This is a genomic window from Candidatus Megaera venefica (assembly GCF_034554655.1).
GTDB classification, from domain to species: Bacteria; Pseudomonadota; Alphaproteobacteria; order Rickettsiales; family Rickettsiaceae; genus Megaera_A; species Megaera_A venefica.
The window spans coordinates 1-319 of sequence record NZ_JARJFB010000281.1 but is presented as its reverse complement, the minus strand read 5'-3'; the positions used below and the strand labels follow the sequence as shown (position 1 = coordinate 319).

Annotated in this window: 1 protein-coding gene; it reads left to right on the top strand. The window is 38.2% G+C overall.

Translation table 11 applies throughout. From position 1 onward, the window contains the following. On the top strand, window positions 1-264 hold a 264-nt coding region (locus Megvenef_RS09790; RefSeq protein ID WP_322777719.1), incomplete at its 5' end, for an HU family DNA-binding protein. Window positions 265-319 lie beyond the last annotated feature (55 nt).

The following is a 319-nucleotide window of genomic DNA, read 5'->3' as shown; positions in this document are numbered from 1 at the left end:
TTCGTAAAGCATGTAGCACAGCAACATCAATGCACACAAATAGAGGCCGAGAAAACCATTGATATGTTTACCTCTTCAGTAATTGATGCCATGGGGAAAGGTAATGAAATATCATTAATCGGTTTCGGTAATTTTAGTGTAAGTAAAGTGGCGACTAGATCGGGTCGTAATCCTCGCACGGGTGAGGCTCTGCAAATCGCTGCTTATAATCAACCAAAGTTTAAGGTTGGTCAGAAGCTAAAAGATGCTGTGAACCCAAAGTGATGTAAAGTTACTTATCATAGACAATCAATATCAACTATTAAAACAAAGGTCAAAA